This window comes from Acinetobacter sp. UBA6720 (assembly GCF_002454215.1).
Taxonomy (GTDB): Bacteria; Pseudomonadota; Gammaproteobacteria; order Pseudomonadales; family Moraxellaceae; genus Acinetobacter.
Window position 1 is genome coordinate 1 of record NZ_DKIK01000151.1, and the last position, 7,688, is coordinate 7,688.

The 7,688-nt window shown below is 40.2% G+C and carries 8 protein-coding genes; 1 reads left to right on the forward strand and 7 read right to left on the reverse strand.

The features are described 5' to 3' along the window. Nucleotides 1-246 precede the first annotated feature (246 nt). The 7 genes from B4F08_RS13355 to B4F08_RS13385 are packed head-to-tail and all read right to left on the reverse strand — an operon-like array spanning nt 247 to nt 6,071. Nucleotides 247-1,548, reverse strand: coding sequence for an MSMEG_0569 family flavin-dependent oxidoreductase (locus B4F08_RS13355; protein ID WP_291374716.1), 1,302 nt, complete (start codon nt 1,546-1,548; stop codon nt 247-249). Between the two features lie 10 nt (nt 1,549-1,558). Next, nucleotides 1,559-1,849 carry an MSMEG_0570 family nitrogen starvation response protein gene (locus tag B4F08_RS13360; RefSeq protein ID WP_008941947.1) on the reverse strand — a complete coding sequence of 97 codons (291 nt, stop codon included), beginning with the start codon at nt 1,847-1,849 and terminating at the stop codon, nt 1,559-1,561. After that, nucleotides 1,837-2,883 (reverse strand): sll0787 family AIR synthase-like protein, encoded by a 1,047-nt coding sequence (locus tag B4F08_RS13365; protein WP_126132474.1) that lies wholly within the window; start codon nt 2,881-2,883, stop codon nt 1,837-1,839. Before B4F08_RS13365 ends, B4F08_RS13360 begins: the two co-directional genes overlap by 13 nt. Then, complete coding sequence (locus B4F08_RS13370) at nt 2,883-3,446, reverse strand: MSMEG_0567/Sll0786 family nitrogen starvation N-acetyltransferase (RefSeq protein WP_126132473.1); 564 nt, start codon at nt 3,444-3,446, stop codon at nt 2,883-2,885. The genes B4F08_RS13365 and B4F08_RS13370 overlap by 1 nt, the downstream gene beginning before the upstream one ends. A 10-nt stretch (nt 3,447-3,456) precedes the next feature. Further along, complete coding sequence (locus tag B4F08_RS13375; RefSeq protein ID WP_126132472.1) at nt 3,457-4,536, reverse strand: MSMEG_0568 family radical SAM protein; 1,080 nt, start codon at nt 4,534-4,536, stop codon at nt 3,457-3,459. Between the two features lie 35 nt (nt 4,537-4,571). After that, on the reverse strand, nt 4,572-5,564 hold the full coding sequence (locus B4F08_RS13380; RefSeq protein WP_002058125.1) for a Nit6803 family nitrilase: 993 nt from the start codon (nt 5,562-5,564) through the stop codon (nt 4,572-4,574). A gap of 24 nt (nt 5,565-5,588) precedes the next feature. After that, nucleotides 5,589-6,071, reverse strand: coding sequence for an MSMEG_0572/Sll0783 family nitrogen starvation response protein (locus B4F08_RS13385; RefSeq protein ID WP_204379396.1), 483 nt, complete (start codon nt 6,069-6,071; stop codon nt 5,589-5,591). Nucleotides 6,072-6,287: 216 nt separating this feature from the next. Between B4F08_RS13385 and B4F08_RS13390 the strand changes: the two genes are divergently transcribed. Next, the coding region (locus B4F08_RS13390) for a sigma 54-interacting transcriptional regulator (RefSeq protein WP_291374729.1) at nt 6,288-7,688 on the forward strand (1,401 nt) is incomplete at its 3' end.

Here is a 7,688-nt window from a genome sequence, read left to right on the forward strand (position 1 = left end):
GGCGCTTTGCATTTCAAATCTTTGTGCAACAAAGCCGTTTCCAAATCATCATTCCTGTATCAGGACATGCTAAGCAGGTTTTAACGGGAAGTTCACTATTTAAAAATGGAACAGGAAGAAATTCCCATGGTTCAGTATTAGTATTAATTACAAAAGGTTGTTGATTCATTATGGCTATCCTATGTTTTTTAACAATATTGGAGATTTGATGCAGCCGAAAGTTGAGACTATTCAGCTACCTGATAATTAGGCCAATGATGATAATGTTGAGGATATATGCTGTGGTGTAACATTTAATTGTTGAATGAGATGATCAGCAATAAACTCAGCATCTTTAGCAACATCCATAAAACGTCCTGAACCCCATGTGTTTAACCAAGGTAAACCAATAAAGCTTACTTCAGGGTCAACGGTAATACCGCGATCATGTTTTGGATATCCATTTGTCTGGAATATATCTAAATCAATCCAAGAATAGTCTGGTCTAAATCCGATACACCAAATGATTGAAGTGATGTTCTCTTCAACTAAATCAATATGGGTAATTTCCTGTTCTGGCTGCCAAAGTGGCTGATATACAGATGCTGGCTCTTCAGTCACAATATTATTTTTCTCTAGATAGTCATCAATAGAGGCATTAATACGATTGTAAGTTGCATCTGCCATGTCTAGGTTCTGGATTAAATCTGGACGGAAGACAAACTGTCCTTCCTTATAGTCCTCAAATCGTCCAAACAATCGCATACCTTCTAATGCAAATTTACGTAGATCAATATCACGACCACCATCTCGCCCAGTCACATAATGATTAGTGCTGTTACGAACCTCTTCACTATATCGGTGATCTTTGACGGTTGTTTCGTAATAACCCATTTCATAAAGCCACTTCACTACGTCTTTACCACGATAAAAACGCGCACAGCGTGGTGCATCTCCCGTAGAAAGATAAACCTTTTTACCTGCCAAATGTAAATCTTCTGCAATTTGGGCACCTGATTGTCCTGAACCGACAACCAAAACATTACCTTCAGGTAACTGTTCCACATTAAAATATTGTTCTGAATGCATTACCAACACTTGTTCAGGGACTTGATCACTTAGTTTTGGATAAATTGGAGTGTGATAACCACCAGCCGCTACAACTAATTGTTTCGCAGTCGTTGTGCCTAAACTGGTTTCAATTTCAAAGTGTTGAGGTGCAATTTTAGCAACATGCTTAACCTGAACATTTAATAAAACTGGTGGATTCAGTTTTTCAATGAAGTCGTCGAGATATTCAACAATTTCATTTTTTTTCATAAATCCATCAGGGTCATTACCGTTATATGGATGCTCTGGAAGCAAACATTGCCAATTGGGGGTAACCAAAGTGAAATTATCCCACCGTTTACTGCGCCAGCTATGGGTCAACTCTGATTCTTTTTCTAGAATCACATGATCAATCCCTGCTTTTTGTAAATAATGACTGATACATAACCCTGCCTGGCCACCACCAACAATCACGACGTCATAATTTGGTTGTAAATCTTGAATTTGCATATTAAACATCATGTTCCCCTTATTCATTGTGCATTTCAGTAATTTCAATTTGGTCTTCGTCTTTTAAGGCGAATAAGTTAGCTTGGCGTTTAATCGTGGATAGACTGTCCATGGCTGAACTACATGCAAAGCCATAACGTACTCGTACTCGTTCTGATGCAGCTGATAACCCATCTTCAGCCAACTTTAAAAACTGTATTGCTGGATATGAATGTCCTTTAGCTAGATATTCATAAATCACCGTGGATGGAGAGTAATATTGAATCAGCTCACCATTTGGCCATTTCACGGTAAAATTTACACTTGGCATAATGTTGGCTCCTGTTGCTGTACATGTAGGGAAAGATGGGAAAATGGAGCTTGTGCAAGGACTTTTTGATAATTCAGCCCAGTAAAAGCCTGTTGTTGAAAATCCCAAAAAATCTGTTGCTCATTCTGCTGCTGAATCTGTACCTTGCCAGAATTTGTGACCTCACCAATCACCGCACAATCAATATCTTGTGAAGCAAATAATTCAATGATGTCCTCACATTCTTCGCTATCGGCAGTCAGTAAGAAGCCATAACTTGGGAAAATTTGAAGCCATTTCAACCAATCTGTATGTTGCGGTTTCGGAATCTTATCTAACCAAAGATTCGCTCCTGATCCCGTTGCCTCAAGTAGCATTAACAAACTGCCTAAAATTCCTGCATTACTGATGTCGCGTGCCGCATACGCGAGATGCTGTTCTGCAATTTCGGGCAATACTTCCAACTGAGTCTTTAAAACCGCAGCAGGAACATGTTCAAAACATTTCCAATAGGTGGTTTGCTCATGGAATTTGCCCTGCATATTCAGTGCAATTAATATCTTCTGCCCCGCTTGAACATGGAAGACCGAGAGCAAATGATTCGCCAATCCTTGTATGGCAACGGAGAGCGTAGGTTGAAAATCTGTATGAATATTGGTGTGTCCACCCACAAGCTTTACGCCATAGGCATCACAAGCTGCTTGCATGCCAGCAAATAACTGTTGACCACTTTGTGTATCGGTATGCCAATAACTATTCACCACAGTTAAAGCTCGCCCACCCATTGCTGCAATGTCGCTCACATTTGCCATCACCGCAGACCATCCTGCAAAATAAGGGTGCTTAGCCACAAAACTTGGTAGCATTCCTTCGCAAGCATTCAATAAATATTGTTCACCGAATTGCATCGCAGCAGCATCATCCGCAGGTAATGCATATAAATCTTGTATAGTGTGAATGTTCAGATTCAACTGCGATTTAATCGCATGAATATCTTGCTTAGACTGCATTGCTGGCGTGATTTGCAGTTGTGGGAGTAGTTCTGAAAGTCTCATCAGCAGACCTCCCTATAGCTATAAGCTTGCATCACCACATGTTGTAATGGGTAATTTTCAACTTGAGCCTGCATGAGCACATGCGGAATATTTGCAACATTCAGCTCATCTACAGTGTCCCAACACAACTTTTGAAAATAACGTTCGTTCTGTTGCTGAACCGTCGCAAGGAATGTGGTACAGCCTAAATTTTTGGCAGTGGATACGGCTGCATTAATCAGCGCTTTACCAATAGCATGATGATGGCGGTATAATGGCTCTACACATAAACGCCCACCCCACCATGTATTTGCTCCATTCGGGAAGATCCGCACTGCACCTATGACATGATCATGCTCACCAAACATTTGCCCAATCGCAACAATACCTAGAGCTTTAAAGTCATATTCATCACGGTCTTCTTTTAGAATCTTTTGTTCATCGCGAAAAGTTGCCTCTCGCAGGCGATAATATTGACGACGTTCCCAGTCTTCAGTGACCACCTTGATAACAATGTCATCTGTGACAAACTGTTTAAGGTCTTCATTTAATTCTATTAACCATGGATAACCAGAAAGTTGCATACTGTTTCTCCTACTCATAAGCTTTCAGTGAAGAACATGCTCCACATTTGGCACAACCCGCTTGAGTGTCTTCCGAGTTAAGCCCATGTAGACGGAGTTGCTCACCAATTTTTGGATAGAGTGCCTGCATAAAGGCTTGCTCAGGTTTTGAATGATGTTCAAGTGCTGTTCCCTGAATTGGTACAAATGGCACTACAAACGGATAAACGCCCATCTCGGTCAAGTTGGCAGTCATTTCAATGATTTCTTTTTCTGTATCGCCTAGCCCAGCTAAGATATAGGTACTTACTTGCCCCCGACCAAATACCTCAACTGCCGCCTTAAATGCTGCAAAATATGTATTAATTGAAACTTCTGCTTTACCCGGCATAATTTTATGACGTACCCGATCACTCACCGCTTCAAGATGCATACCAATTGACACCGCACCTGCATCTTTTAACTTTTGAAACCATGCAAAATCATCGGGTGGCTCACATTGCACTTGTATAGGCAAATTCACTTCAGCCAGAATAGCTTTCACACTGTCATATAAAATCTCTGCTCCACGATCAGGCGTATTCGGTGTGCCAGTGGTAATGACCATTTGCTGTACACCATCAAGTTCCACAGCTGCTTTTGCAACTTCTGCGAGCTGTTCAGGACGTTTCCGAATTAAAGTACGACCACTTTTTAAAGATTGGTCAATCGAACAAAATTGACAAGCCGTAGCTTTATCATTCATACGAATGCAATGTTGTAACACTGTTGTTGCCAAGACATCGTGGCTATGCAAAGTTGCAATTTGCTCATATGGAATACCTTCGTCTGTAGTTAAGTCATAAAACTTTGGACGAGATGGGGCTGTTAATGTTGCTACAGGAATCCGGTTTTTAAATACGATCACTTGGTCAGAATCTGGATCAGCTTTGGCACTGTATGGAGACTCTTGTGCAGCTAGATTCAACACTGGAATCATCATCGTCTGCCCATCTAGGCTGAGTGCCTTATGATCACTTGGCCCTGCACCGCCTTTACGAGATAGACCAAATTCACCATCCCATTTCAGACCGTTACATTGCAAATCAGTCAAAAGTTGTATTGCAGACATACTCACCCCTCTCTATAGAATTGGTTTAATAAGGCTTAAACCTGCTCTTCCGTAAATCTGGAAATCTTTTCAAGATTTGTTAAATCTGAAGATTCGACTTTAAGTTCATGTAGTACCTGTGTCGGACGACGATCAATCAATAAACTTAATAATTCTGGACGGCTATAATGACCAACCGAATCCATCATGCGTTTACGTTTATCAATTAATGAAAAGTCTAAGTCAGCGATACAATAACCTTCACCCTGAGTAACAGGTTCGGCTAGAAATTTCCCTTCAGGCGATACAATAGCAGTGAAGCATCCACCTGAAATTGGACCAATTTCACAACCAGTGTCTTTCATAATTTGTTGTTGTTGCTCAGGATGTAGCCATGCCGTCGCATTAACTACGAAACAACCTGACTCCAAAGCATGGTGCTGAATAGTGGCACTGATCTGATCAGCGAACACCTGTCCGACTAATGAACCAGGGAACATGGCAGCATGAATCTGTTCTCCATCTGCCATTAAGGCAAAACGTGCCAAAGGGTTATAATGCTCCCAGCATGCCAGTGACCCAATACGCCCGACAGCAGAATCAATCGCACGCAACCCACTGCCATCGCCTTGTCCCCACACCATACGTTCATGATAAGTTGGGGTAATTTTTCGACGATGCTGAATGATTGAACCATCAGCATCAAATAACAGCTGTGCGTTGTAGATTGTTCCACCCGCGCGCTCATTAATCCCAATAGAAACCACCATTTTTGCTTCAGCACAGGCTTGACCAATCGCAAAGGTTGCTTCAGAAGGAACAACCACAGATTCATTGAGAAGCTTTAAATGTTCCTTACCCATTGCAAACGGTGGTTGTACAAAAGAAAAGTAAGGGTAATAAGGCACAACGGTTTCAGGAAAAACAGCAAACTGTACGCCTTGTTTACCTAGCTCTAAAATCGTATTACAGATTTTTTGTACGGTTTCCTTTTGGCTATAAAGCACTGGACTACACTGTACTGCTGCTGCTTTTACAATCTGATTCATGTCTTATTCCCCTTTCTTAAATCTTTAAACAGTCCAAGTATCAATGATCAGTGCATTGTCACGACGCATCAGTAATTTCAAGTCCATTACATCTAAAGGATTGATTGGACGAATCCCTGGCATTAATGCTTTTTCGGTTTGACCATATAGCGCTTGTAATGCGAATCGGCAGGCATAAACTTCACCACCTTCTTCCATAAAGGCTTTAAGCTGATTATTGACCGCCAAATGTCCAGGAAAAGCTTCAGCACCTAAAGTTGGGAAACCACGTTGCACACCTAACTGCACACCTGGACCATAAAGCAGGATTTTGGTTTCAAAACCTTTGCGTAATAAACGTTTGGCTTGGAGGACATTAACTAAACCAATAGACCCTTCAAAAGCTACAGTGTGGAATGTCACTAATGCTTTTTCGCCTGGCTGCGCTTTTACATCTTCAAAGACCTTTTCTTCATAATCGACAAGAAAATCACCATCTTTGTATTGTTCAATATCAACTTGTGGCATAGTAGCTCCTCGTTTTATCCTATTTACAATCAACCATTGTTTGGTTTGAATGTTTTATTGCGAGAGCTGTGCCAAGTTCTATTTTTTGGTAGAGATTAATTCTTATACCATTGAAATATAATAATTAATATTTTTAAAACGGCTATTTTAGGTGATAAATATAATTCTGGAAGGCTATGATTTTTCGTAGTATTATGAAATTTCATAACCTATTCTATGAAATTTCGTAGCATGAATAATACTGACTTCATTTCCGATTGGGTAACTACTGAGAATTCAATTCGCCCACTTGCCTTTGAACACACTTCTCAAGCCTTACTCGTTTTAGACCCACATCAAAATCAGTTTATTGATGTAAATATTAGTGCTACGAAATTACTCCGCTATGAACGCCACGAATTGATTCAAAAGACCGTCACCTCTATTTTTGGTCATTTTAGTCAACTACCAAACTTAGTGGCGTTTACAGAAGAAACACTTGCTAAAGGCTATGCATGGAATAATGAGCTATATGCTTTTGATAAAAATGGAGAAAAAATTCAATTCGATGTCAGCTCTGTTTCAATCCCATATAAGAATAAGACTCTGCTCATTTGGTCCTTAGTCGATGTCAAAGACTTAGAGCTACGTCAACTGAATAAAAATGCAGATAAAGTCATTCGTGCAGGGCTTAAAGAATGGCAAGCTCTACAAGAACTTTTTATTGATTCTGACACTGGCAAGCATTTGCTGCTAAGCTCAGTAGGTGATGGAATTTATAGTATCGATAAACAAGGATTATGTACCTTTATAAATCCCGTTGGCGCGAGAATGCTAGGTTTAAAACCAGAAGATGTACTTGGTAAAAATATCCATAAAATACATCATCATACTCATGAAAATGGCACACATTATCCTGTCGAGGAGTGCCCAATATATGCGGCTGTACATGATGGTGTAGTGCATGAGGGGATACAAGAAATTTTCTGGCGACGTGATGGCAGTTTTTTTCCTGTTGAATTTACAAGTACCCCAATTATCCGTGATAGCGAGATCATTGGTGCAGTTGTAGTCTTTAGAGATATTAGCGAACGCTTAAATACAGAAAAGCAACTTACCCATGCTCTCAACGAACTCCAAGACTTGAAAAGTCGACTAGAACAACAAAATGAATATTTGCAGGAAGAAATATTACAAGAGAACCAATATCATGAAATTGTAGGAAATAGTGCCTCTATTTTACAAATCATTGAAAAAATTAAAGTAGTTGCTTCTACTGATGCCAATGTCATGATCTATGGTGAATCGGGTACAGGAAAGGAACTAATTGCACGTGCAATCCATCAATCTAGTCATCGTAAACAACAACCTCTTATACGTGTTAACTGTGCAGCCATTCCCTCAGAGTTGTTTGAAAGTGAATTTTTCGGTCATGTAAAAGGTGCATTTACAGGTGCTGTCCGTGATCGAGCTGGTCGATTTGAACTTGCAGATCAAGGAACCTTATTTCTAGATGAAATTGGTGAAATCCCACTAGAATTACAAAGTAAATTATTAAGAGTATTACAAGAAGGAACATTTGAACGAATTGGTGAGGAAAAAACTCGCCACGTCGATGTTAGGATTATTGCAGCGACT

Bases quoted from the DNA above. Each gene is read 5' to 3' on its own strand.
- B4F08_RS13385 (WP_204379396.1), bottom strand. From the start codon at position 6,071: ATGCCACAAGTTGATATTGAACAATACAAAGATGGTGATTTTCTTGTC.
- B4F08_RS13360 (WP_008941947.1), bottom strand. From the start codon at position 1,849: ATGCCAAGTGTAAATTTTACCGTGAAATGGCCAAATGGTGAGCTGATT.
- B4F08_RS13380 (WP_002058125.1), bottom strand. From the start codon at position 5,564: ATGAATCAGATTGTAAAAGCAGCAGCAGTACAGTGTAGTCCAGTGCTT.
- B4F08_RS13370 (WP_126132473.1), bottom strand. From the start codon at position 3,446: ATGCAACTTTCTGGTTATCCATGGTTAATAGAATTAAATGAAGACCTT.
- B4F08_RS13355 (WP_291374716.1), bottom strand. From the start codon at position 1,548: ATGTTTAATATGCAAATTCAAGATTTACAACCAAATTATGACGTCGTG.
- B4F08_RS13375 (WP_126132472.1), bottom strand. From the start codon at position 4,536: ATGTCTGCAATACAACTTTTGACTGATTTGCAATGTAACGGTCTGAAA.
- B4F08_RS13365 (WP_126132474.1), bottom strand. From the start codon at position 2,883: ATGAGACTTTCAGAACTACTCCCACAACTGCAAATCACGCCAGCAATG.